General features: G+C 70.5%; 17 protein-coding genes. 12 read left to right on the top strand and 5 right to left on the bottom strand.

What is annotated here, in order from left to right; translation table 11 throughout:
- Positions 1-58: 58 nt before the first annotated feature.
- Both Pla133_RS20690 and Pla133_RS20685 read left to right on the top strand, forming a co-directional pair.
- A complete protein-coding gene (locus Pla133_RS20690) occupies positions 59-820 on the top strand; it encodes a hypothetical protein (protein WP_145068794.1) in 762 nt (253 codons plus the stop codon).
- A 73-nt stretch (positions 821-893) separates the two neighbouring features.
- Positions 894-3203 (top strand): heavy metal translocating P-type ATPase, encoded by a 2310-nt coding sequence (locus tag Pla133_RS20685; RefSeq protein WP_145068792.1) that lies wholly within the window; start codon positions 894-896, stop codon positions 3201-3203.
- Positions 3204-3370: 167 nt separating this feature from the next.
- On the opposite strand, the gene Pla133_RS20680 is transcribed toward Pla133_RS20685, so the two are convergent.
- Positions 3371-5962 carry an amylo-alpha-1,6-glucosidase gene (locus Pla133_RS20680; protein WP_145068790.1) on the bottom strand — a complete coding sequence of 864 codons (2592 nt, stop codon included), beginning with the start codon at positions 5960-5962 and terminating at the stop codon, positions 3371-3373.
- A 189-nt stretch (positions 5963-6151) separates the two neighbouring features.
- Here Pla133_RS20680 and Pla133_RS20675 point away from each other — a divergent pair, with 189 nt between their 5' ends.
- Positions 6152-6931: a 3-keto-disaccharide hydrolase gene (locus tag Pla133_RS20675; protein WP_145068788.1), complete on the top strand. Its 780-nt coding sequence runs from the start codon at positions 6152-6154 to the stop codon at positions 6929-6931.
- A 238-nt stretch (positions 6932-7169) separates the two neighbouring features.
- Here Pla133_RS20675 and Pla133_RS20670 read toward each other — a convergent pair whose 3' ends face one another.
- On the bottom strand, positions 7170-10580 hold the full coding sequence (locus Pla133_RS20670) for a CHASE domain-containing hybrid sensor histidine kinase/response regulator (RefSeq protein ID WP_145168480.1): 3411 nt from the start codon (positions 10578-10580) through the stop codon (positions 7170-7172).
- Between the two features lie 283 nt (positions 10581-10863).
- On the opposite strand from Pla133_RS20670, the gene Pla133_RS20665 reads away from it, so the two are divergent.
- Together Pla133_RS20665 and Pla133_RS20660 are read left to right on the top strand one after the other, a co-directional pair.
- On the top strand, positions 10864-11442 hold the full coding sequence (locus Pla133_RS20665) for a tRNA (cytidine(34)-2'-O)-methyltransferase (RefSeq protein ID WP_419191787.1): 579 nt from the start codon (positions 10864-10866) through the stop codon (positions 11440-11442).
- Positions 11439-12551, top strand: a complete 1113-nt coding sequence (locus tag Pla133_RS20660) for a tetratricopeptide repeat protein (RefSeq protein WP_145068781.1) — start codon at positions 11439-11441, stop codon at positions 12549-12551. The genes Pla133_RS20665 and Pla133_RS20660 overlap by 4 nt, the downstream gene beginning before the upstream one ends.
- 30 nt (positions 12552-12581) lie before the next feature.
- On the opposite strand, the gene Pla133_RS20655 is transcribed toward Pla133_RS20660, so the two are convergent.
- On the bottom strand, positions 12582-13550 hold the full coding sequence (locus Pla133_RS20655) for a hypothetical protein (protein ID WP_419191786.1): 969 nt from the start codon (positions 13548-13550) through the stop codon (positions 12582-12584).
- Positions 13551-13620: 70 nt separating this feature from the next.
- On the opposite strand from Pla133_RS20655, the gene Pla133_RS20650 reads away from it, so the two are divergent.
- The 6 genes from Pla133_RS20650 to Pla133_RS20625 all read left to right on the top strand — a co-directional run bounded on the left by Pla133_RS20650 (position 13621) and on the right by Pla133_RS20625 (position 21016).
- Positions 13621-14817 (top strand): type III PLP-dependent enzyme domain-containing protein, encoded by a 1197-nt coding sequence (locus tag Pla133_RS20650; RefSeq protein ID WP_419191785.1) that lies wholly within the window; start codon positions 13621-13623, stop codon positions 14815-14817.
- Positions 14818-14954: 137 nt separating this feature from the next.
- Complete coding sequence (locus tag Pla133_RS26620; protein WP_419191784.1) at positions 14955-15164, top strand: hypothetical protein; 210 nt, start codon at positions 14955-14957, stop codon at positions 15162-15164.
- Positions 15165-15659: 495 nt separating this feature from the next.
- Positions 15660-16109 carry a hypothetical protein gene (locus Pla133_RS26615; RefSeq protein WP_419191783.1) on the top strand — a complete coding sequence of 150 codons (450 nt, stop codon included), beginning with the start codon at positions 15660-15662 and terminating at the stop codon, positions 16107-16109.
- 95 nt (positions 16110-16204) lie between these two features.
- Positions 16205-17734 carry a 23S rRNA (uracil(1939)-C(5))-methyltransferase RlmD gene (gene rlmD / locus Pla133_RS20635; protein ID WP_419191782.1) on the top strand — a complete coding sequence of 510 codons (1530 nt, stop codon included), beginning with the start codon at positions 16205-16207 and terminating at the stop codon, positions 17732-17734.
- A gap of 394 nt (positions 17735-18128) precedes the next feature.
- Positions 18129-18686, top strand: coding sequence for a YqgE/AlgH family protein (locus tag Pla133_RS20630; RefSeq protein WP_145068772.1), 558 nt, complete (start codon positions 18129-18131; stop codon positions 18684-18686).
- A gap of 23 nt (positions 18687-18709) precedes the next feature.
- Positions 18710-21016 (top strand): hypothetical protein, encoded by a 2307-nt coding sequence (locus tag Pla133_RS20625; RefSeq protein WP_145068770.1) that lies wholly within the window; start codon positions 18710-18712, stop codon positions 21014-21016.
- A 140-nt stretch (positions 21017-21156) separates the two neighbouring features.
- On the opposite strand, the gene cyaY is transcribed toward Pla133_RS20625, so the two are convergent.
- Positions 21157-21471 (bottom strand): iron donor protein CyaY, encoded by a 315-nt coding sequence (cyaY, locus tag Pla133_RS20620; protein WP_145068768.1) that lies wholly within the window; start codon positions 21469-21471, stop codon positions 21157-21159.
- Positions 21472-21758: 287 nt separating this feature from the next.
- Between cyaY and Pla133_RS20615 the strand changes: the two genes are divergently transcribed.
- A complete protein-coding gene (locus tag Pla133_RS20615) occupies positions 21759-23603 on the top strand; it encodes a putative bifunctional diguanylate cyclase/phosphodiesterase (RefSeq protein ID WP_145068766.1) in 1845 nt (614 codons plus the stop codon).
- A 73-nt stretch (positions 23604-23676) separates the two neighbouring features.
- On the opposite strand, the gene Pla133_RS20610 is transcribed toward Pla133_RS20615, so the two are convergent.
- Complete coding sequence (locus Pla133_RS20610; protein ID WP_145068764.1) at positions 23677-24408, bottom strand: hypothetical protein; 732 nt, start codon at positions 24406-24408, stop codon at positions 23677-23679.
- Positions 24409-24619 lie beyond the last annotated feature (211 nt).

The raw sequence follows: 24619 nt of genomic DNA, 5'->3' as shown, positions 1-24619 counted from the left end.
CTGCGTACCCGACTGCCCCCCGAGAGCGCGCCTGACCCACATTCCGCGAGACCGACCCATGAGAGCCTTCCAGACCCTGTTCGCAGCCTTCACCCTCCTGGGCGCGAGTGCCCTGTTCGCCCAGAGCGCCCCGCAGGCGCAAGAAGAGGCGCCCGAGCGCGCGGCGCCGGCGCAGGCCGAGGAGGCCGCCCCGCGCGTGGACGCCTACACCGTGACCGCCTGCCCGATCTCCGGCAAGGCGCTCGGTTCCATGGGCGAACCGATCGTGCTCGAGCTGGACGGGCGAGCGGTGCAACTGTGCTGCCGCGGCTGCGTCGGCCCAGCGAACGCCGACCCGGCCGGCACGGCAGCCAAGGTCGATGCGGCCTTCGCCGACCAGCAGCGCCCGCACTATCCGCTCACCACTTGCCTGATCTCGGGCGAGCCCCTGGCGCAAGACGGGGTGGACGTGGCAGTCGAAGTCGTCGTCGGCAATCGGCTCTTCCGTCTGTGCTGCGACACCTGCGCGGCCAAGGTGCGTCGCGACCCGGCTGCCATGCACGGCAAGTTGGACGAGGCCGTGATCGCGGCCCAGAGCCCGGACTATCCCCTTCAGAACTGTCTGGTCAGCGACAAGAACGCCCTGGGCTCCATGGGCGAGCCGGTGGAGTTCGTCGTCGGCGACAGGTTGGTGCGCCTGTGCTGCGGAAGTTGCCGCCCGGCCTTCGACGCCGAGCCGGCCAAGTACCTCGCGCGCCTCGAAGCCGCTTGGGCGGCCGCCGCTGAGGAGGCTGGCCCCGAGCGCGACGCGGCGAGCGCCGGTGCCGGCGCCGGACGATAGAGCAGATGGGTCCTGACCCGGCGGATCGGAGCGTTGCGCTCACGACCGCCGGTACACCTCCGGATCCAGAACCATGCAGAGCAGCGAACAGCGCGACCCCGTGTGCGGGATGTCGGTGACTGCCGAGTCCGCGGCGGCCCAGGCGGAGCACGAGGGACGGACCTACTACTTCTGCGCCACCGGCTGTCGCACGAAGTTCGTGGCCGATCCCGGTCGCTACCTGAAACCTGACGGGAACGCCTCCGACCCGGCGGCCCGCGCGGACGCGACCTACACCTGCCCGATGCACCCCGAGGTGCGCCAGGTCGGCCCCGGCACCTGCCCGAAGTGCGGCATGGCGCTCGAGCCTGAATCGGGCGCGGCGGATCCGGACGACGGGGAGCTGCGCGACATGACGCGCCGCTTCGTGGTCGCGGCAGCTCTGGCAGCGCCGGTCGTGGTCCTGGCGATGGGGGACATGGTCCTGCCGGGGGATCCGATCCGCTCCGCCGTCGGCGCGCGACTGGGAGGCCTGCTCGAGCTGGCCCTGGCCACGGTGGTGGTGTGGTGGGCCGGCTGGCCGCTGCTCGTGCGTGGGGCCTCGTCGGTGCGCCGGATGCACCCGAACATGTTCACGCTGATCGGCCTCGGCGTCGGCGTGGCCTACGTCCAGAGCACCCTGGCGGTGCTCGCGCCCTCGATCTTTCCGGACGCCTTCCGGCGGCACGGCGGCGAGGTGCCGCTCTACTTCGAGGCCGCGGCGGTGATCGTGACCCTGGTGCTGCTCGGCCAAGTGCTGGAGCTGCGCGCGCGCAATCAGGCCGGGGGTGCGATCCGCGCCCTGCTCGACCTGGCGCCCAAGACGGCCCGCCGCGTCACCGCCGAAGGGGAAGACGACGTCCCCCTCGACACGGTGCAGGTCGGCGACCGGTTGCGCGTGCGCCCCGGCGAGAAGGTGCCGGTCGACGGGACGGTGCTCGAAGGGCGCAGCTCCGTGGACGAGTCGATGGTCTCGGGCGAGCCGGTGGCCGTCGAGAAGACGGCCGGCGACGCGGTCGTCGGGGGCACCGTCAACGGCTCCGGCTCCCTGCTCGTCGAGGCCGCCAAGGTCGGCGACGCGACGCTCCTGGCGCGCATCGTGCAGATGGTGGCCCAGGCCCAGCGCAGCCGCGCGCCGGTCCAAAACCTGGTCGATCGCGTCTCGGCCTGGTTCGTGCCGAGCGTCGTCCTGTCGAGTCTGATCGCCTTCGGCGTCTGGGCCCTGGTGGGGCCCGAGCCGCGCCTGGCCTACGCGCTCTTGGCGTCGGTGTCCGTGCTGATCGTGGCCTGTCCCTGTGCCCTGGGCCTGGCGACGCCCATGTCGATCATGGTCGCCACCGGCAAGGGCGCGCAGGTGGGCGTGCTGTTCCGCGACGCCGAGGCGATCCAATCCCTGCGCGAGGTCGACACCCTGGTGGTGGACAAGACCGGCACCTTGACCCAGGGAGCGCCCGCCTTCGACAAGGTGCTGACCGTGGCCGATGGCGATCCCCAGCGCGTGCTGCGTCTGGCGGCGGCGCTCGAGCGGGACAGCGAGCATCCCCTGGCCAAGGCGATCCTCGAGGGCGCGAAGGCGCGCGGGGTCGAGGCGGTCCGCGCGGAGAGCTTCGAGGCGATCACCGGCAAGGGCGTGGTCGGCCGTGTCGACGGGCTCGACGTGGCCCTGGGCAATGGCGCCCTGATGGCGGATGTCGGCGCGTCGACCACGGAGCTCGAGGAACAGGCCGCCACCGAGCGCGACCTGGGGGCCACGGTGATGTTCGTCGCCGCAGGCGGCGAGCTCGCCGGCGCCATCACCGTCATCGATCCGATCAAGGAGTCCACCCCGGAGGCGATCCGCAAGCTGAAGGCGGCGGGCCTGCGAATCGTGATGTTGACCGGCGACGCGCAGCGCACCGCAGGCGCGGTGGCCAAGCAACTCGGCATCGACGACGTGGTCGCCGAGGCCCTGCCCCAGGACAAGCTGGCCCTGGTCGAGCGCCTGCAGTCGGAAGGGGCGCGCATCGCCATGGCCGGCGACGGCATCAACGACTCGCCCGCCCTGGCAAGGGCCGACGTGGGCATCGCCATGGGCACCGGCACCGACGTCGCCATGGAGAGCGCCGCCGTGACCCTGGTCAAGGGCGACCTGGGCGGCATCGTCAAGGCCCGGCGGCTGAGCGAGCTGACCATGGCCAACATCCGCCAGAACCTGGTCTTCGCCTTCGGCTACAACGCCGCCGGCATCCCCGTCGCGGCCGGCGTGCTCTACCCCTTCACCGGCTGGCTCCTGAGCCCCATGTTCGCCGCGGCGGCCATGAGCCTCAGCTCCGTCTCGGTGATCCTCAACGCCCTGCGCCTGCGCGCCGCGGACCTGGACGACTGAGCCGGGGCCGCGCCGCGAGCCACAGATCCCTTGCTGCGCTCGTCCGCGACCGGGGCGTCTGCGCGGATCCTCGTCCTGCGGTCGGATCCGCTTCGTGCGACGTGTGAGCAGGCGGTGGCAGGGTCAGGCCGCGTGGCGTTCGGCGCTCCCCGCGCGCCGCTCGGCTATCAGCGGTCCGAGCGGCGCAGCTCGACGGTGGTGCGGGCGTAGCGGTCCTCGTCGCTCGCGGGCAGGTGCACTCGCAGGTACTCGGCGCCGCCCGACCTTCGCGCGCGTTCGGCGCCGCGGACTTCGAGCGGCAGGTCGCAGGTCAGGCCCAGCTCGACCTCGCTGTCGGGCGCACCGGCAAGGGTCAGCTCCAGTCCACGGTCGTCGGCACGGAAGGCGACCGGGCGAGCGGACTGGGACTCGCGGTCGCGGCGAATGGTCGGGACCGGCAGGCGCAGGTGCGGCCCCTGGCGCAGGGTGGCCACGGCGACGCCGGTGCGCGTGCCCTGGGCGCGCAGCTCCCGGGTGCCGGCGACCAACTCGCGCAGCTCGAAGTCGAGGGCCGCGCCCTCGCCGTCGACCACTTCGAGCACCTCGGAGCCGGCCGGCAGGACCGCGGCGAGGACCAACTCGATCGAGCCTTCGCCTGCGATCCGCGCGCTGATCTGCGTGCGGGCGCCGTCCCCGTCGCGCAGGCTGCGGCGGGAGACCGTCAGGTCGAAGGGCCGGGCCCCCACGCGCAGGCCGTCGAGTGCGAGCTCGGACCAGGGCAGGGGGTGTTGCAGGCGCAGGCTCACGCGATCGTCGAGCTGCCCACGCGCGGCGTCGAGCTCGAGCCCCAGCGCCCCGTCGACCAGGGTCGTGAGCAGCGCCGTCGACGAGACCAGATGCCGCGGAACGCGCCGCGGCGACAGTCGCGCGCGGTCGCCGGGCAGGTGCTCCTCGACCAGGCCGCGACCGCCCAGGCCCTCCAACTTGACCAGGGTGCCCAGCAGTTGGTGCCCGGCGGCGGTGTGGCCCACGCGGTAGCAGGCCAGGGCCGCATAGACGCTCGAAAGGGGCAGGACCGCGCCGCTGTTGTAGTTGTCCGGATGGAAGTGCGGGGCGTCCTCGCCCAGCAGGCGCAGGCCCCAATCCGTGGCCAGCTCCGGGTGGCACAGGCCAAGGGTCGCCGCCAGGGCGCGTTCGTCGCTGCCGAGGCCTGCGGCCAGGGGCAGGCCGATCAGCGCCGCGCGGTCGTCGAGGGAGCGTCCCTCGCGGGTGATGGCGAAGGCGTAGCACCCGTGCTCCTGCGACCAGAGCTGTTCGAACGCCTCGGCGCACTGGGTCGCGCGCTCGATGCAGCGTCGCTCCAGCTCGGACTCACCCAGCCAGTGCGCCAGGCGCGCCGCGGCGCGGAGCCCGGCGAACAACCCTCCGTGCAGGTACGCATCGCACTCGATCACCTCCGACAGGGGCCCGGACTGGACCGCACCCAGTCCGGCCCGGGAGGTCGTGACCAGCCCCGACTCGCCGCGCGCGGACCACAGCCAGTCGAGGGCGCGCTCGAGCGCGGGCAACAGCGCCCGGCCCAGGGCCTCGTCACCCGACGCGCGCACGTAGCGATCCAGCGCCTGGGCGAATTGCGCCGCGGTGGTGCCGCGGTAGTAGGCATAGGGATAGCGCTCGAACCAGTCGCAGAGCTTGGCCGAGAGCACCGTCTCGTGGGCCAGCTTGCCGTCCGCGCGTTGGCGCGAAGCCGCACCCCACAGCGCCTCGGCGGCCGGTGTGAAGCGGCCCAGACCCGCCAGGGCCTGGGCGGCGAAGAGGGCGTCGGTGTCGAAGCTCCAGGCGAAGCCCGGGCGGTCGCCGTCGCGGCTCGGCGCCAGGCCGGCGACCAGCAGGGTCCCCAGCCCGTCGACGCGCACCCGCGACCGCTCGACCACCGCCTGACTCCAGCCGAAGGCGCGCTCGAGGTCGGCGTCCGCGCAGCGCAAGCGCACGACGCCCGCATCGAAGCGCGACCAGCTCGCGCGGGTGGCGTCGAGGGTGGCGCTCCAGTTCTCGCCGACCTCGCGCCAGGTGTCGCGCGCCCGATCGACGACGCCGCGGGCCGACGAGGTTCCGGCAGCCGCCTGTCCGCGGCCGAGCCTGCTGCCGCGGCTGGGCGACGTCGCATTTCCCTGGGCGGCGGCGAAGACGATCGGCGTGGTCTCGCCGGGGCGCAGCCTGGCTGCCAGGCGAATCGGTCGCCGCGGCACGCCGCGCCCGTCCGGCGCGTCGCGCACCCGTCCGCCGACTGCGCCCAGGAAAGCGGCGAAGCGGCCGGTCTCCTCCGAGAGCGTGAGCGCGCCGGTGACCGGATCGCGCAGGGCCAACTGACCGCCGAGGCCGGCCGGCCACATGGGGCGCAGGTCCAACGTGCAGGCCAGCTCCGCGTCGAGTTCGCGGCGGCCCTCCAGCTCGAGCAGCCACAGGAGCACGGCCCGTTCGCGATCGGCGACGATCGTCTGACGCAGCAGGAAGTCGTCGCCCTCGTGGACCAGCACCAGCTCGCCGGGGGAGACCGTGCCGTGGCCGGGCAGGGCCTCGAGCGCGATCGGAGCGCTGGTGCCGGGCAGGTGCAGGGTCAGGCGCAGGTCCGACGCGATCTTGAGCGGCCAGGCCCACCACTCGAAGGGGCCGCGCTCGCGACCGAAGAAGGCCGAGCGTCGACCGCTGGCTTCGACGAAACCGTGGGAGGCGAGGGGGCCGCCGAGGGCGGGAATGCGGTGCGGTGAGCGGTCGGACACGCCAAGAGAATGCGGAACTGGGCGCGGAGGTTCCACCGCTCCCGCCGGGGCGCCGCGCTCGGGCGTCGGGGCCTATACTCCCGCCGGCCCCCGACTCGAGACGGCACCTCCCACGGATCCCTCGGCCGGCTGTCCGACGCAGCGTGCTCACCGCGCCGCCGGATCGGCGCCCGGAACCCCCTCGCTCCCATGAAGCTCAGCCTGTTGTTGCTCGCCGGCGCCGGCGCGACCCTGTTCGCCGCGCGTCCCACCGTCCAGGACCACCACCCGGTGGGCTACGACGACACACCCTTCCTACCGGGCGGGGAGTGGCGCGTGCACGACTCGGCGCGGCCCGTGCCGCCGGTGGTCGAGCCGGGCGCCGGGCCCTTCACCCCGCCGCCGGCCGACGCCACGGTGCTGTTCGACGGCAGCTCGACCGCGGCCTGGCACCAGGGCGGCGAGGCGATCCAGTGGAAGGTGGAAGGCGGCGCGATGCAGGTCTCGGGCGGCGGCGACATCCGCACCCGCGCCGACTTCGGGGACGTGCAGCTCCACATCGAGTGGGCCTCGCCGTCGGAGCCCGTGTCCGAGAGTCAGGGCCGCGGCAACTCGGGCGTCTTCTTCATGGATCGCTACGAGGTGCAGGTCCTCGACAGCTTCGAGAACCGCACCTACGCCGACGGCCAGGCGGCGGCCATGTACGGCCAGTACCCGCCTCTCGTCAACGTGTGCCGCGCGCCCGGTGAGTGGCAGGCCTACGACATCGTGTTCGAGGCGCCGCGCTTCGACGGCGACAAGCTGTTGCACCCGGCCCGCCTGACGATGTTCCACAACGGCGTGCTGGTCCACAACGCGCGCGAGTTCCTGGGCGCGACGGCCCACCGCTCGGTGGCGACCTACTCGCCCCACGCGCCCAAGGGTCCGATCAAGTTGCAGGACCACGGCAATCCCGTGCGCTTCCGCAACGTCTGGGTGCGCGAGCTCTGAGCCCCGTGGCGCGGTAGCTCGACGCGGGGATCCGCTCCCCGGGGCGCTGCGCTGGCGGCGGCGACTGAGAGGTGGCTAGTGTCCTGGATCAGAAATTCGGCGTCACTTCCCGGGCTCCGATCGCCGCTGGCGTCGCCAGCGCCTCCTCCGAGTATCGCAGCGGATACGCGTCGTCGGCGCGCCTAGCCAGCATCGATCGGACCTCCGGGCAGTGACGCCGAATTTCTGATCCAGGACACTAGCCGCGACGGGCCACGCTCGACAGGGCGCGGTTGATGCTAGCGATCATCGCCGCCGGGTCGATCGGCTTGGTGGCGTACTCGTCGCAGCCGGCCGCGATGCAGCGCTCGCGGTCGCCGCCCATGGCGTGGGCCGTTAGGGCGACGATGGGGATCCGGTTGCCCAGGGCGCGGAGCTCGGAGGCGGCGCCGTAGCCATCGAGCACGGGCATCTGCATGTCGAGCAGGAGGGCGTCGAAGCGCGACTGGGGCGACTGCAGGGCATCGACCGCGTCGCGTCCGTTGTCGACCAGGGAGACCTCGGCCCCGGCGCGCGTCAGGTAGAGCTGGATCAGGCGTTGGTTGTCGGGGCCGTCCTCGGCCACCAGGATGCGCCGACCGGTGAGGGGCTTGGCCGGCAGGGCAGCCTGCGTTTGCTCGATGTCGGCCGGCTCGAGCAAGGGCTCGTCCGATTGGCTGGACTCTGGCTCCGCCGCCGGGCTGGACTCTGGCTCCGCCGCCGGGTCGGATCTCGGGCGCTCGGTCGTTGCCTTGATCGCTGTGCCCGTGGACTTCCCCGCGCAGGCGCCGGCGTCAACCGTGACCGTGAAGGTGCTGCCCTGTCCGGGCGTCGAGCGGACCTCGATCTCGCCGCCCAGCATGCCGGCCAGGCGTTGGGAGATTGTCAGGCCGAGTCCCGTTCCGCCGAAGGTGCGGGTGTGTGAGTCGTCGGCCTGGGTAAAGGGGCGGAACAGCCGGTCGATCGCATCCGGTTCGACGCCCACGCCGGTGTCGATGACCTCGATCCGGAGGCGGGGGCGTTCGGCTCCTTGGTCGCAGCTGGCATGCACCTGCACCGAGCCGGACTCCGTGAACTTGATCGCGTTGCCGACCAGGTTGAGCAGGATCTGGCGCAACCGTAGAGCGTCGCTCTCGATGCGCTCGGGGACGTCCTCGTCGACGCTGACGGTCAGTTCCAGGCCGTGACCTCGCGCGCGGACCTCCAACAACTCGCGCACCTCTTCGAGCAACGCCGCCGGATCGACCTCGCGGCGCTCGACCGCCATGCGTCCGGCTTCGATCTTGGAGAGGTCGAGGATGTCGTCGATGATCTCGAGCAGGTGACGCCCGTTGCGTTCGATGGTCTCGAGGAAGTCCGCGGACTCCGTGTCCAAGTCGTCGCGGGTCGCGAGCAGGTCGACGAAGCCGAGGATCGCGGTGATCGGAGTGCGGATCTCGTGGCTCATGTTGGCCAGGAATTCCGACTTGGAGCGGCTGCCGGCTTCGGCTGCCTCGCGCGCGCGCTCGAGCTCGGCCTCGGTGTGCTTGAGCTGGGTGATGTCGGTGTGGGTCCCGACCACGCGCACCGCCGTGCCGTCGTTGTCGAAGATCGCCTGCCCACGGCAGATGACCCAGACGATGCCCGCCTGCTTGTGGTTGAAGCGAACCGGAACGGCGAAGTCCTCTCCGCGCTCCACATGGGCCTGCAGCGCCTGCTCCAAGAGCTCGCGATCCTCGGCCAGGATGATTCGCTGCCAACCCTCGGGCGTGTTGGGCAGTTCGTGGTCGGCGTAGCCGAAGAGAGCCTTGAAGCTCGGGCTGAGGTACTCCTGGCCGGTCTTCAGGTCCCAGTCCCAGATGCCGTCGGTGGCGTGTTCGGCGATCAGGCGGAAGCGCTCCTCGGACAGGCGCAATCGGTCCTCGTCCGCGCGGCGCTCGGTGACGTCCTGGTAGGAGCCTTGGATCCTTACGGTTCGACCCTCGGAGCGCTCGGCGCGGCCCACGGTGCGAATCCAGCGTCGGTTGCCGCGGGCGGTGACCAGGGGTAGCTCCAGGTCCCAGCCCTGACCGCGTACCAGGGCGTTGTCGATCGTGCGACGGAACTCGGACTGCGCGCCCGACTCGAAGAACTCGATCGCGTCCTGGAGGCCCGGCTGCTCGCCGAGGGGCAGTTCGTGGATGCGGAAGGCTTCGTCCGCCCAATGCAGCTCGGAGCGATCGATGTCGAGCTCCCAACCGCCGACCTGGGACATGCGCGTCGTGGCCTCGAGCATGTTGCGGCTGCGCAGGAGCTGTTGCTCGGCGTGACGACGCAGGGTGACGTCTTCGCAGGTGACGCAGAGCGCGGGTCCCTGCGCCGTTTCGATGGCGCTGACCCGGATCACCACCTGGCGCGGCCGTCGATCGCCGGGGATGCAGAGCTCGCGCACGATGGTCGAGTGCTTGCCAGCGAGCAGCGTCGGTACTTCGCTCTCGAACGCCGCCCAGAGCAGCTCACCCAGGTTGCTCTCCTGCTGTCCTTGGCCCTCGCCGTCCTCGCGCCAAGCTCGGTTCGCGAACATCGGGCTGCCGTCCGTGGCGAGCACCGCGACGCCGTAGCGCAGGCTGTCGAGCACCCGCGACGCAAGGCTGGCGGGAGAGTTCGCAGCGTCCTGCGCGCCACGCGGACGAGGGGCGCCGAGCCGGCCGGCCCGCGCGAGGGCGGCTAGAAGCGTGGCGAGGGCCAAGGACAGGGCGGTTCCGGTGACGGCCGTCAGCACCGTCACGGTCGAGGCCCGTCCGGCGGGCTTGGCAGCGGTGACGAGCCACTCGCGCCCGGCGACCGAGGTGCTCGACATGGCAACGCGTGGTTCGATCGTGTCGAAGTCGTGGGGCGTGACTCGCGCCAGGGCCACGCCGTCCACAGCGTCCACGATGGCGAGGGCCAGGCCGTCCGCCGGGCCGAGGGTCTCGTCCTCGAGGATCTGCTGCAGGTTCATCGGCCCGGCGATGAAGCCGCGCAGGGCGGCCCGTCGCTCGGCGATCGTCGCCGGAACCTGCGGGGTGTCGTAGACCGGGACGTAGAAGACCAGCTTGTCGGCGACGGCATTGCCATCCTGGGCCAGGCGCATTGGCGGCGAGGTGGCGGGCCGACCCGTGTCGCGCGCTCGCAGAAGCCCGGACAGGGCGCCGGGGGCGGTGGCCAGGTCGACACCGAGGGCCTCGGCGTTGAGCTCGAGGGGTTCGTGGTAGCGGATCACCAACGCCGCCTGGCCGTCGGGCGCCTTGCCTGGGCCGCTGGGATGGGCGCGCACCGCGAAGTCGAGGTCGCTCGGATACTCGGCGGCGACCGCCGATTCGAACTCGACCAGGGCGTCGCGATCCACGCACTCGACCCAGGCCACTCCGAACAGGCCTCGCAGGCGCTGATCGAGCTCCTGGCCCACGACGAAACGCCTCCATGTCCGACGGTCGAGCCCGCTCGGGGGGAGGGCGCCGATCAGCGCTCGAGCGTCGACCAGGGCCTGGAGGTGCTGGTCGATCACGTGCCCGAGAGAGCCCGCCAGCGCCTCGGATTGGGCGTTCAGGGCTTCCTGGACCTGTCGATCGGCGTTCTCGTCGACCAGGACGGTCGCGATTCCCGTGAGTGCGAGGCCGCCGACCGCCGCCATGACCGGCAGCAGCGATGGCCGCCAGGGCCGGGGGGACGAGGGCCGCACCTGCCGATCGGGGGGGTCGGGCCGCGATTCGCGATCGTGGGTGGTGGTAGAGGCGGGCAGCCGCACAGTCGTCAGGTCGGCTGTCGGTGGGGCAGTCCTTGACCCCCTCGCCCCGGCATCCCCAGAGATGGGTCGGAGAGCGGATCGGCCAGGACGGGCCTCCCGCGGGCCCGGGCAGGTCCGCCGGGCGGGTAGGATCCGGCGGCACGCCTCCGATCGGGGCGGCCCAACAACCTTGGACCTGGTCCTGCTGCATCCCGAGATCCCGCACAACACCGGTTGCGCCGCCCGCCTAGCGGCCGCCACTGGGGTGCCGCTGCACCTCGTGGAGCCCCTGGGTTTCTCCCTGGAGGATCGCTACCTGAAACGGGCCGGGCTGGACTACTGGCCCCAGGTGGACCTGAGGGTCCACGCGGATTGGGCTGCGGCCCGGTCGGCCCTCGAACAGGGGGCACAGCGTCCCCTCGAGCAGCGCTTGAGGCTGTTCACGGCTCGTGGGGGGCAGTCCCTGTTCCAAGCGGCGTTCCGCCCCGACGACGTGCTGGTGCTGGGTTGCGAGTCCCGCGGGCTGCCCGCCGCACTGCTGGCCGAGCACCCGCAGGCCCACATCTACATCCCCATCCGCCCCGGCGTGCGCAGCCTGAACCTGGCCAACGTCGCCGCCCTGGCCCTGTACACGGCCCTCGATCGGTCGGGGGTCGGTCTGCCCGAGAATGACGGCCGCTACGAGGCCGATCCGCGCGAGCAGGAGGACCTGAGGGCCGCCGACGTGGTGCGGGCCAGTGGCCCTCGCGGGCCGGGCGGTGGCGCGTGAGCGGCGAGCCCACCAGCGGCGTGCCCGACGAGTGCCGCCAAGCTCTGGAGCGCGCCCTGGTCGACCCGCCGGAGGGCGATCTGGAGCGCGAGTCCGCCTTGATCGAGGCCTCGGAGAGCCTGCGCGCGGCCCTGGACCGGGACCCGATGAATCTCAGCCTGTGGCTGCTGCTGGGCGAGATCGAGCTCCTGCGCGACGACCACGAGGGCGCCGAGCGCGCCTACCGACGGGCCATGGACCTCGATCCGGTCGACACCCTCGGGCACAGCGGACTGGCGCACACCTACGCCTCCATGGGGCGCGCCGAGGAGGCCGAGGAGTTGCTCGACGAGGCCCTCGGCATCGACGCCAGCGCGACGCTCTACGCCCAGCTCGGGACCTTGCACCTGGAGCAGGGGGACCTCGAGTCCGCCGAGAAGGACCTGCGCGCGGGCCTCGATCTGGATCCGGACGACGAGCAGATCCTGTTCTTGCTCGCGCGCTTCTTCGCGCGTGACGACGAGGAGGCCACGCAACTGCTGGAGCGCGCGGTCGAGGTCGATCCCGGCCACGTCTTCGCGTGGCTGGAACTCGGAACCCTGCGCGCCGTGCTCGGCAACGACGAGGGGGCGCGCTCCTGCTTCCAGCGGGTGGTGGCCCTCGAGCCGGAGTCGTCGGACGGCTATCGCGAGCTGGCGCGCATCGCCTTGGCCGACGATGCGGAGGAGGCGACGACCCTGGCCCGCCGCGCCATCGAACTCGACGGCGACGACGTGGGCGCCTGGACCGTTCTGGGTCGCGCCCTGACCCTGGCGGGCAAGCGCGCGGAGGCCGAGCGGACGCTCCTCAGCGGCTGCGCCATCCGTCCGCTCGATGTGGACGGCGCGCGGGCGCACGTGGCCCTGGCCGAGTTCTACCGCGAGAGTGGCAGGCTCGAGGACGCGCTCGGCGCCCTTCAGGCGGTCGAGGGCTTTGCCCACATGGAGCCCGGCGTCGCCGCCCTGCTCGGGCGTTTGTACTCGGAGCTGGGTCGCTCCGCCGACGCTCGCGCCTGGCTGCAGGTCGCGCTCGAGCACGACATCGACGACATCGAGAGCCGCGACCTCTTGCGCGAGCTGCGCGGGGACTGAGCGCGAGGCGCCCGATCCCCGGGTACGGGCTCAATCAGCCCTGTTTGGCGCAGCGAAGGTGACCTCGAAGTCCTCGCCCGTGCGCGCGCCGGCCCAATCGCCGTTCACCGGACGCACTGTGAAGCGGTAGGTGCCGATGTCTTCGGTCAGACGCCAGTCGTCAGCCTCCATCCGCGCGGCGCGGCGGTCCGAGATCGGGCGTACGAACTGGTCGACCCGGCGGCCGTCTTCATGGACGGTGCCAGTGAGCCACCAACTGTCGTTCTCGAGGCGGGCGAAGGTGAGCTCGACGGCGCCGTCGGGACTGGCGTAGGTGAACGTCGGCAGGATCGGCTGGGGCCCGCCGTAGTTGGGCAACGAGCTGTTGAGGGGCGCGTCGCGCAGGATGCCGGGCTGGGGCGCGCCGGCCGAGGCGGGGTCGAACCGGGGCCGGGCCGTGAAGGTGACGGTGAAGTCATCGCGTTCGCGCGCGCTGTCCCAATCCCCGCCGGTCGGCGTCACGGCCAGGACCCAATCGCCGACGGGCTGCTCGATCCTGTCAGAACCGGCCGGTGAGCCGGCGCCGGTGGACGAGTGCGCGGCCATGTCGCCCAGGCTGCCCGTGGCGATCATCGAGATCTGCTGGTGCCCGGACCGCGCACTCAGCGTCCAGCCTCGACCCTCGTAGTGGGTCAGAGTCGCGGTGGCCGTGCCATCGGACGATTCGTAGACGTGGGGACCGGCGTCGGGCTCGAGGTCCTCCAGGAAGACCGTGTCCTGTGCGATGCCCAGCTTGGCCAGGGCCTCGGGGGTGAGTCGGCCACGGTCGTCGAGCTCCAGGCCGCCCACGAAGGACTGGCTGGTCGAGTCGAGCTGCGCGGTTGTGGGCTGGCCCGCGGGCGTGCCTGCGGGATTCGGACCATCGGGCGCGGGCGCCTTGCAGGAGGCACCGGACAGGAGCCCGGCAAGGCAGGGGGCGAGGGCGGGCACGGGGGCCCAGGTGCGAGGGGCTCGATGCATCGAAGGTCTCGGGGCTGGAGTGCAAGGAAGTGGCGACGGAATCCCGGCGCACCGCGGCCAGAATGGGGCCGTGGACACCAATTCCGGTCTGACGCGGGGTGGGCGCGCTTCTTCCCCGTTCAATTCCGCAGCGCCCCTCTCCCGTGGTCTCGCACCCGACCTGCTCGATCGGCTGCTGACGCCGGCGCTGTTGGTGGACCTGCGCGCGGCGGCTCGCAACGTGGATCGCGTGATCGCCTGGGCCGGGGCGGACGCCGACCGTTGGCGACCACACTTGAAGACCACCAAGACACCGCAGATCTGGGCGCTGCTGCTCGCGCGGGGGCTGCGCGCGTTCAAGGTAGCGACCACCGCCGAGCTGCGTGTCCTGCTGGAGCTCCTGGATGGACTGCCCGCCGGTGACTTCGGAGACGTGCTGGTGGCCTATCCGCAATCGAGCGCCTCCGCCCGACGGACGTCCCAGTTGGCAGCACTGCATCCGCGGCACACCGTCTCGGTGCTCGTCGAGGAGCCTGCGGCGGTCGGCCTCGTGCGGCCGAATGTCGGACTCTTCGTCGACGCCAATCCGGGCATGGACCGCACCGGAGCGCCCTACGACGACGTCGACCGCATCCTCGCGACCGCCAGGGCCGCGGGCCCGAGGTTGCGCGGCTTGCACGCCTACGAGGGGCACTTGCACGCCGACTTCCCCGAGCGCGGGGTGCGGATCGACGCTTGTTTCGCGCGGCTGCGCGGGATCCTGAGGCAGCTGCATGGCGCCGGTGTGGTGGTCGCGGAGGTGGTGACCAGTGGCACGCCGGCGTTTCGGCACGTGCTCGAGACGCGGCCGTTGGAGGGTGCGGCCGGTGAGCCGCTCCACCGCGTGTCGCCGGGGACGGTCGTGTTGCACGATCTGCGCAGCGAGCTCGAGAACCCCGAGTTGGGGCTCGAACCGGCGGCCGTGGTCCTGTCGCGGATTGTCAGTCGACCGCGTAGCGGGCGCGTGACCTGCGACGCAGGCTCGAAGGCCCTGGCGGCGGAGGCCGGTAGCCCGGTGGCGGTGGCCTTGGGGATCCGCGGCCTGGAGGCGGCGACGCCCAATGAGGAGCACCTGCCCCTCGACGGTCCCGAGGGGGCGCTGCCAGCCCTGGGCGGCTTGCTGGATCTGGTGCCGATGCACGTGTGCCCGACGGTCAATCTGCACGATCGCGTGCTGCTTCTGGACGACGACGGCGTACGCGACGTGCCGGTGGCGGCCCGCGGTCACGAGCTGTTCGTTGACGATTGACGGCACTGTCAACGGCTTGTCGCAGGAATCTGCAAAGGGTCGCGGCACAGAGTTGCACCAGCGGCGTTCGTGGGGGGCTCGGTGAGCGATCGCCGGTGACCCACACCGGATCAGAACCCCGACGAGGAGGATCAGCCGTGGAGGAGAGGGACAAGCGGGAGTCGGAGGTGCCGGTGCCGTGGACGGCGCCGGTCTCACGAACTCGGCTGGAGCTGCGGGCGCTGGCGTCGTTGCGGGCGCTGCGGGCGCTGCGGGCGCTGCGGGCGCTGCGGGCGCTGCGGGGGACTCGGGTGCATCAGGGGCATCTGTCCCTGCGGTCGCGGATGAAGGTGGAGGCGTCGCAGTGAAGATCGGCGGCACTCAGCCTCGCTTCGTAGCTCCGACGTCTCGCAAGGCGGCGGAGTCGGACGAGACCGGTCGCATTGCCGTGCTGCGACGCGTCGGGTTCGTTGCAGCCCTTGACCGCAGGCGAATCGTTCCCCGGCTGACCGACGCTTGGTTGCTTCGATGCGGGCTGGGGGAGGCTCCAGGCCGCTTCGACTTCGGTCGCGAAGGGGGAGTTGGTGAAGAGTAGGGGGCATCGCGGCGCACCGGGCGAAGCAGCCGCTGATTCACGGCGGTCGGGATCTGGGCGGCCCGTATCGAAACGCTCAGAATCGGAGCGCGTCGAGCCGCGCGGCGCTCGGGCGCGGTGTGCTCGCTCGTTGTGTGCTCGCTCGTTGTGTGCTCGGATCGTGCGGGAGTCGGCGCTGCTGGTCGATGTGGACCAGCTCGCCGGGAGTGTCGCTGGGTGTGTCGATGGCTGCTGCGGGGCGAGCGCCGATTCTGGTCGCCATGAGCGCATGGTGCGTGCGGTCCTCGATGCGAAGCTGCTCGAAGAGGCCCTGGGTAGTCCGGACTCCGCAGGCGATGGGCGCCGGGTGCGACCGACGGATGTGGAGCGGGACCGGTTCGTGGCCGACGTGCTGGGGGTGCCTTTCGGTCTTGCGGATCGGGCGGCGGCGTCCTTCAACGGCCTGCCCTGGCACCAGAGGCGGATCCTGTTCGGCTTCCTCGTCGAGCGACGGGCCCTGGGTGACTGCCTCGTGGGTGGCGGCAGGGTCGAGATCCCGAAGGGCTTCGAGGACGAGGGTGGGGAGGACGAGGGTGGGGAGGACGAGGGTGGGGAGGACAGGAACCAGCTGGACGGCGATCCGTTGGGTGATGGTGTGTGGAGCGAGGAATCGGACTCGGCGATCGGAGCCCTCGGACGGGCCCTGCTCGAACTCGATCGACGGTTGGAAGCAGGGTGAGAGGACTCGCCACGCGATGGACCAACGCTGCCGGGATTCGTGCAGACTCTTGCGCCCGTTCCCAGCCGCTCCGGTGGGCCGGGGCACCACCTACCGTGATCGAACACACCGATGCCACTCCGGACTCCGAGGGTGTTGACACCCGCGGAGTCGATTCACTGCCCAGCGACGCCCAACCCGGGGAGATCTGGGGTGCACCGGAGACCGCGCCGCGGCTACCGCGCCGCGACGACCGGTTTGTCTGCGAGGTCGATGGTCTGGCCGAGCGCGGTCGGGCGAGCGGTCGGGTTGGGGCCTACACGGTGAACTTCGCACGGGCGACTCCCGGCGCCCTGGTGGAAGGGCGCGTCAAGCAGCGTCGACGAAGCAAGGTCGAGGCCGATGTGATGCGGGTCCTGCGGCCGTCCCCCGATCGCGTGGAGCCCCGTTGCTCCCACTTCGGCGAGTGCGGCGGCTGCAGCTTCCAGGACCTGGCCTACCCACGGCAGTTGGCGGAGAAGCACCGGCTGCTGATGCGGCAGTTGCGCGGCCTGTCGGAGTTCGGCCTCGGGGAGGTTCCTGCCCTGATCGGCTGCGAGTCCATCTACGGCTACCGCAACAAGATGGACTTCACCTTCTCCGCGAAGCGTTGGGTCGAGCGGCGGGAGCCCGAGGGTGGAGACGGGCGGCGCACCGACTTCGGCCTGGGGCTGCACGCGCGCGGACGCCACGACAAGGTGTTGGACGTGAGCGCCTGCTCGATTCAGTTCAGCGGAGGCGACGGCCTGCTCGCCACCGTTCGGGAGCTGGCGCTCGCCTCGGGACTCGAGCCGTGGGACACCGCGTCCCACTCGGGCTACCTGCGCCACCTCGTCCTGCGACACGGGGTCCACAGCGGTGAGGTCATGGCGCATCTGGTGACATCTCCGGGCTCGCCCGCGGCATTCGACACCCTGTGTGAGGAGTTGGTCGCGCGGCATCCGGAGCTAACGACCCTGGTTCACAGCGAGACCGACCGTCTCTCGACCGTGGCCCTGGGCGAGGTTCAGACCACCCGTCACGGCCCGGGCTGGATCGAGGAGCGGCTGCTTGGGACGCGATTCCGCGTCTCGCCGGACTCCTTCTTCCAGACCAACACCCGCGCCGCGGAGCAGCTCTTCGGTTGGATTCGAGCGAGGCTCGACGAGGCCGGGGCAGGCGGCGTGCTGCACGACCTCTACTGCGGTGGCGGGGCGATCGGCTTGGTCCTGGCCGGAGCCTTCGAGCGGGTCGTCGGACTCGAGCTGGTCGAGCCCGCGGTGGTCGACGCTCGCGTCAACGCCCAGCTCAACGGAGTGGAGCGGGCCAGCTACCACTCCGGCGATGTGCTCGCCCTGCTCGGGGGGGACGAGCTCGACCTGCCGCCCGCCGACGTGGTCGTAGTCGACCCACCGCGCGCGGGGTTGCACCAGAAGGTCGTCGCGCGTCTGGCCGAGGTGGCATCGCCCCATCTGGTGTACGTGTCGTGCAATCCGGACTCGGCCGCCCGCGACCTTCCCCCGCTCCTGGCAGCGACCTACGACTTGGCCGCGGTGCAGCCCTTCGACCTGTTCCCCCACACGCCCCACCTGGAGTGCGCCTTCCACCTCGTGAGGCGAGAAGGGTGAGGGCGACCGGAAGCGCGAAGGGGCTGCCCTTTCCCCTGAGCCAGAGCCTCTGCGTCGGCTGCAGCAAGATGAAGCGCGTGGACTCGGCGCGGGGCGGCGTGTTCTTGATGTGCCGTCGGGCCGGGCAGGACGACCGGTTCAACCGCTACCCCTTGCAGCCTGTGATCTCCTGCGTTGGCTACGAGGAGAGCGGTGGCGACTCGGGCGGTGCAACGTCCGATGGTGGCGGGCGGAGCGGCCGGGATTGAGACGACAGGCGCCCGCTATCAGGAGTCATGGACCGGGGCCCCGAAGGGCTTCGCCCGCGGCAGATGCCACGGATCCCGCGAACTTGCCGAGCCCCCGGTCGACGGGCCCTCGTCGGGGACCCGAAGGGTGGGTAGTCTGGTCGACCATGGCGGTACAGGTTCCCGCGGGCGCGCTGTTGGCTGCATGGCCAGGGATGGAGGATCCGAACTTCAGCCAGGCCGTGCTCCTGATCTGCCAGCACGGTCCAGAGGGCGCCTACGGGCTGGTTCTGAACCGACCCCTCGACCTGACGGTGGGCAAGCTCCTCCCTGAGCACGAACTGCTCGCCGACTCGATCGCGCCGGTCTTCCTCGGTGGACCGGTCGACCATTCCAGACTGCAGTTCGTCCACATGGTCCCGGGACGCATCCCCGGGGGCCACGAGATCTGCACGGGGCTGTGGCTAGGAGGCGACTTGGACGCCCTGGCCAAGGTCTTGGGGGAGGCCGAGCGAGGCGAAATCCCGGTGCCCGCCGTGCGCTTGTTCCTGGGCTACGCAGGCTGGTCTCCCGGGCAGTTGGAGCGCGAGTTGTCCGAGGGATCCTGGCTCCCAGTGCCCTTGGCGACGCAGTTCGTCTTCCAGGCTGAAGGTGAGGAGGCGTGGTCGTCGATCGTCGATCAGCTAGAGCCTGGGACCGGCGGGCCGACGCCGAGCCTCAACTGACTCCGCCCGGGCCCGATGACCCCATGAACGACACGCTCGAGACCGTTGCGATCCCGGCCAAGCACCCCGTTCGGCGAGTGCTGGGAGTTCTTGTCCGTGGTCCGATCGGATGCATCTCGTTCCTTCTGGGCGCCACGGTCGTGCTCGTCGCTCTGGTCCCGGTGATTGGGAGCCGCATCGGCCCGCAGGCCGCTGAAGACGCCTTCGGCGAGAGTTTCATGGGTCGGCTCGAGATCGACGGCGTCGATCTGAGCTGGGTCTCGCGACAGGCGGTAACAGGCATCGTCCTGGAGGACCCGGACGGTGAGCGGGTGCTCGACGCATCGATTTCGCTTCCCGCCCTCACGGCCCTGGCCCGGGGGAGCGGTGGGAAGCTCGGCCGGATCGCGGTCGAGTTGCCGACGGTCGAGCTGACGCGGAACACCGAGGGCAACTGGAACGTGGCTCGAGCCCTGACCCCGCGCGGCTCCGACAAGGGCACTGGTGGTACAGGGAAGCCGCGAGCGGGCGGTCCCGGGCCCCTGGCGGGTCTCGCCGACATGAACGCCGAGTTCGTGCTCGCCATCGGACGTATGGCCATCGCCGACCTGGGCGAAGGTGGACCCAGAACGCCGCTCGAGCTGGCGGAGTTCTCCGCCTCGATCCGGCTCGAGCCGGGCAAGCCCGGCACCATCGAGGGCAGCGGCGCGATCCGCTCGCCCGAGCTCGGCCGAGTCGAATTGCGCGGAGAGCTGGCGGATGGCAGGGACCTGTCGAGCCGACTGCCCCTTCCGATCCGCAGCTTGAGCCTCTCCGTGGATCGACTCTCGGTCCAATGGATCGACGACTTCCTCCGGCAGGGCGGGCGTCTGGTCGAGCTTGTCGGGCCGGTGGCTGCGGTCGAGGCGGTTCTCAGTGGCGCCGACGGCGACGCCAGCGCGCGATCGCTGCGGTTGCACCTGGGGGGATCCCGGACGACGGCGACCCTGCACCTGCGCTTCGAGGCCGGCCAACTGGTGCTCGATCGTGACCAACCGTCGACTGTTCAGGTCCTCGACCCGAGCGGACTCGCCGCGGGCTACGTCAGCGCATCGCTGCCCGAGCACCTGTCGCTGATCACCGACTCCCAGTCGATCGAGATGAGCATCGACCGTCTGGTCCTGCCCCTGCCCGCTTCCCTCGGCGTCGCATCCGAGCCGGTGGGACTGGCGGTCGAAGTCAACGTGGACCTGGGGTCTTGGCTGTTGCAAACGCCGAGCTCGACCCTCGCGCTCGACCGCATGCGACTCGGGGCCGCGTTGACCTCGGAGGCTGGCCTGCGGGCCAGCATGACCGCATCCACGGGCGGAGACGGGGCCGTCAGCATCGACTTGGAGACGGCTCCGTTGGGAGAGCTCCTAAAGGACCTCGAACTCTCGCGGGCTCCGAACCTCCAACTCGAAATCGCCATGGCCGGTGTCCCCACCGACCCCGTGGATGCCGCGCTGGGGGCCGACGGACTGCTTCTCGACCTGCTCGGTAGCGAGCTATCCATGGATGCGGCCCTGCGGCCGACCGACCGTCGAGGTGTCTGGTCCGCAGATCTGACGGCCCACTCGCCCGTGGCCCAGCTCCGCATGGAGGGCGAGGTCGAAGGCGCGCGACTGTTGGGGCGCGAGGGACGGCCTCTCGAGCTGAGCTTCGACCTGACGCCGCTCTCCAGCCCGCGCATTGTCGGGACGCTGCTGCCGATGCTCGCCTCGGCGGAGAAGCCGCCGGGTGCAGACCCGGCCAGGCTCAGCCTGAGCGGCTACTCGCTGCCCTTGGACGGGGACCTCTCCGGTCTGATGGGCGAGCTGGAGCTGGACGTCGGCGAGATCACCGCGCGCTGGCTACCCAAGCTCGGTGGAAGTCTCGACCGCCTGGTCGAGCCACTGGATCTCGACCCCTTCGTCGTGCAGATCGCGGACGGTCGAGTGACCCACCCGCCGTTCCAGATCGCCTTCCACGGGCAGCAGGTGACCTTCGAGGGCGCTGTCGAACTCGCCACCGGCGAAGCGCAGTTCGACGCACTCATCCCCAGCACACTGGTCGGGGGCGAGGTCGGTGATCTCCTGGCCCGGGCTGGCGGAACCCTTGGCCGCGACGTGACGGTGCCCCTGTCCCTGCGCGGGCGATGGCCCGCCGTGAAGGTCGCATTCGATACTGCGGACCTGCAGCGTGATCTACTCGAGTCCCTGGGCGGCGAACTCGGAATCCAGGCCGCCGACGCTCTCGAGGACGTCATCCGCGAGGCTGTCGGCGACGCCGTCGGCGAACGGGCGAGTGACGGCTTGCGATCGCTCTTGAAGGCGTTCGGTCGGGACGGCTGACTCGGACCGAGGGAAGCGGTGCGGATCATCAGCGAGTTCGGCTGCTCTGCTGCCCGCAGGCTCGGCGCCTCGGCCAGCCGGGCCGCCGGGGCACGGCGCCGGGCCTCGATGCTGCTCAAGCGGCGCCGCTGTCGAGGGGCTCAGAGGCTGACCTTGCGGCCGAGCTTCTCGGACATCACCCTCGAGAGGTTCTCGAACAGATCGTGCCCATCCCGATCGTCAGACCACGACGACCCGGTCCAGTTGTAGTGCCAGGCCGATACTCCAGCGGCGAGCCACATCTGCGAGGCGCCGGCCTGCCGATTCAGCACGTACGTAGCGCCGTCTGGAAACTCGATCTTGACCACGCCGTCGGCGGTCGAGAAGTCGACCTCATCCGGGTCGAAGGGCTCGAGCCAGTCGGTCACACGGTCGAGGCAGGCATCGGCGAGGCGGGTGTACTCTTGGGAGTCCATGGTCCGGATAGGGCTGGCTGGGGCCGAATGTGGTTGGATGCCCAGGGGAGGGCAACTCGCAATCGCGATCCACGGTGAATGCGCGCTGGGGACGGCCGGCGCCCGCTCGATCGATCCTCGGAATGGCGGACCGTGGCTGCCCTAGACCCAGGCCCGGGAACGGGAACCCGGCGATTGCCAAGGGACCGTCCAGCGCGCTTATTCTGACCCCCCGCGAGGCTCCTGAGAAGCACGGCGGTCCCGTCGTCGCTAGAGCCCGTCGATCGAAGTTCGAGTGATCCCTGACCATGTCCGACGTCATCGTCCCGTTCGAGCGACCCCAGTCCGAGGAATTGACCGGTGCGGATCGCAACGCGCCGCTCAACATCGGCGTCGTCGGAGCTGATGGCAGACCGCGCCCTGTGCGCGTACTTCTGATCGGAGGGACCACCGACGAGGTCGGTGTCATCACCGGACGCCTCGAGGCCCACGCCCAGCGTTCGTTTCGCGTCCAGGCGACCGACATCGGCGAACTCGACAGCGCCACCGAGGAGGTCTCGGTCGATCTCGTCCTTCTGATCGCAAGTGAAGTCGGTCCCGCGTTGGCCAGCCTTCGAATCCTGCGCCAACGGGTCGGAGAGTTTCCCGTGGTGCTGATCGGCGAGCCTGGCGACTGGCAACAGCGCGAGCTGCTCGTCCGCGAAGGAGCCACGGAGCTGATCGGACGCGCCGAGCTCGCAGACCCCGGCGTGCCCTTGCTGGAGCGAGCCATCGACTGGGCCGTCGAGCGTCACGAGTTGCAGCACGAGCTGCGTCGGGCCCGAGAGGTCGGTCGCCACCTGGCGCACCACGACACCCTGACCAATCTTCCCAACCGTCAGGCCTTTCGCGCCAGGCTCCGGCAACTGCTGGCCCAAGCGCGACGGAACCGCCGCCAGCTCGCCGTGCTGTTCCTCGACCTGGATCGGTTCAAGCACATCAACGACACCCTGGGGCATGCCGTCGGCGACCGTCTCCTGCAGGAGGTCGCGTCTCGACTGAAGAGCTGCGTACGTGAGTCCGACATGGCCGCGCGCCGCGGCGGGGACGAGTTCAACCTGATCTTGGCTGATATCCGTCGCGGACAGGACGCAGCTCGCGTCGCTCGCAAGGTCCAGACCGCACTCGCCAAGCCCTTCAAGCTCGACGGCGCGGAGTTCTACACCAGCGCGAGCATTGGCATCAGCGTCTACCCGGCCGACGGCCGAGACGTCGAGACGCTGGTGAAGCATGCGGACATCGCCATGTACCAGGCCAAGGGCCAGGGCGGCGGTACCCACCGGTTCTTCCTCCCGAACATGAACGACCGCGCGCTCGAGCGACTGGAACTCGAACAGAGCCTGCGGCTCGCGATCGAGCGCCAGGAGTTCCGACTGCACTATCAGCCACGGATCGACCTCGAATCCGGCCGCATCACCGGTGTCGAGGCCCTGGTCCGCTGGCAGCACCCCGACCTCGGAACGATCCACCCGGACGAGTTCATTCCCGTGGCCGAGGAGACGGGTCTGATCGACGGCCTCGGCGCCTGGGTCTTGGGTGAGGCCTGTCGCCAGGCTGTGGAGTGGCGTGAGCAGGGCATTGTCCTCGACTCCGTTGCCGTCAACTTCTCAGCCCGCCAGTTCCGCCGCCAACGCCCCGCCGAGGTCGTGCGACGCGCGCTCGAGAAGGCCGGCCTGGAGCCCGGTCGACTCGAGATCGAGATCACCGAGAGTGCCGTCATGCAGGATGCCGGCGTGGCCCTGGAGAGCCTCGCCGAACTGCGCGCCCTCGGCGTGCAGGTGGCCATCGACGACTTCGGCACGGGGTACTCCTCCCTGGCGTACTTGAAGCGCTTTCCGATCACGAAGTTGAAGATCGACAAGACGTTCATCCGAACCTTGTTGATCGACCCCAAGGACGCCGCCATCACGGAGGCCATCGTGGCCATGGCGCACAGTCTCGGGTTGCGGGCATGCGCTGAGGGAGTGGAGACGCGCAAGCAGCTCGAGTTCCTGCGGGCGCCGGGGTGTGATGAGGTTCAGGGGTATGTGTTCTCGCCGCCGTTGCCGGTGGAGCAGGTGACGCCATACTTGAGTGGGGAACGCGCCCTGATTCCCGATACCACAGGAGGCTGACCCCGAACGCTGGACATGGTTGCGGCGTCTCGCGTGCGCCGGGTCATGGCGGCAATCCGTCGCGGCGCAGCGTCTAGCGAAGGTACTCGGCCTTCCAGCGGCACATGTCTGGGAGCGTCAGCTTGCGATCCATGACTCCCAGAGCCATTGCGCACGTCGTTCCCGGCGCGCGATTGGTGATGGCGCGAACGAAGTTCCTCCAGACAATCCAGATCCACAGGTGGCTGCGCAGGCGTTGGCGTTTCTTTGAGTGCGCCCAGTTTCGACGGACAAGCCTCGAGACCCCGTCGCGCAGTGAAGCCAGCGTGTGGTTGATCTGGAACAGGGGGTTCGACCTGCCCCTCGCCAGGCTCGAGGGGATTCGATGGTGGCGAATTTTCTGACCCAACTCCTGCTGCAAGATCCCGATGTAGGACTGCTTCCTATCGGTCAATAGCACCATTCCGCTGCCCGGCTCGAAGTAAGGCGCCGCCGCCCGGACAACTCCTGTGACAGCGAAGCGAGACTCGTTCTCGCGGCGACCGAACATCAGCTCCTCTCGATCCTTGCGAGCACGGTCCCGAGGTCTCAGGTTGCCACGAGCGGGTAGCGTCCCGACCTCGGCTCCGAAGACGAAGAGGCTGCGGACATCCACCAGAACCGGGACGGTTACGGGGCGAAGGCGACGGTCCGTCTCGAAAGTCTCGAGCTCGTCCAGCGAGATTCGTCGACCGCGCAGTCGGGGGCGGTCGGAGCCGAGCCCTTGGAGGATCGCGCGCTGCATCCGCTCACAATTGCGGCCCAAGAGCTCCTGGTGCCTGGCCACGGTGTCGAGCTTCGCTCCGGAAATCCGGCTCGTCTGTCGGAGCGTGACCTTCGACACGAACAGCTCGACGTGCCGCCGAAGCAGTCGTGGCTTCTTGAGGCGGTAGTCGAGCCTGAAGGTTTGCGACGAGAACCGCCGGCCGCAGGTTCGACACCCAAAACGCTGGACGAGTCGGCCGTCGCACTTGCGCGGGTACTGACCTCGACGTTGA

Origin of the sequence: Engelhardtia mirabilis (genome assembly GCF_007748095.1) — a bacterium.
Lineage (GTDB): Bacteria > Planctomycetota > UBA1135 > UBA1135.
This window is presented reverse-complemented; position numbering and strand designations above follow the sequence as displayed.